This window comes from Streptomyces litchfieldiae (assembly GCF_031845365.1).
Lineage (GTDB): Bacteria > Actinomycetota > Actinomycetes > Streptomycetales > Streptomycetaceae > Streptomyces > Streptomyces litchfieldiae.
The window spans coordinates 1-461 of sequence record NZ_JAVREL010000105.1 but is presented as its reverse complement, the minus strand read 5'-3'; the positions used below and the strand labels follow the sequence as shown (position 1 = coordinate 461).

The window sequence follows — 461 nt, the reverse complement described above, 5'->3', positions numbered from 1 at the left end:
TGCCGGAGGCGCCGATCACCCGGTGGCACGGCACGATGATGGAGACCGGGTTCTTGCCGTTGGCCAGGCCGACCGCCCGGGAGGCGCCCGGCTTGCCGAGCTCCTCGGCGAGTTCGCCGTACGTGCGCGTCTCGCCGTACGGGATCTTCAGCAGCTCCGCCCAGACGCTCCGCTGGAACGGGGTGCCGTGCAGGGCGAGCGGCACGTCGAAGGCGGTGAGTTCGCCCGCGAAGTACGCCGTGAGCTGTCGGATCACCTCGGGGAAGGGTTCCGGGTCGGGGACGCCGAAGGTCTCCTCGGGCGGGCGGTGGCGCTGGTCGGTCATGTACAGGGCGGAGAGGACGCCGTCGGTGGCGACGAGCGTCAGCGGGCCGTAGGGGCTGTCGGCGACCGTGTGCTGCTGGGCAGACATAGGGGTTTCCTCCGTCAGGCGGGCAGGTGGTTGATGGGGTGGTCGTCCA

Annotated in this window: 1 protein-coding gene; it reads right to left on the bottom strand. The window is 70.9% G+C overall.

The window, feature by feature from the left end:
* Positions 1-412 (bottom strand): methylated-DNA--[protein]-cysteine S-methyltransferase (locus RM590_RS35595; protein WP_311708954.1); only part of this gene is annotated, 412 nt, incomplete at its 3' end.
* Positions 413-461 lie beyond the last annotated feature (49 nt).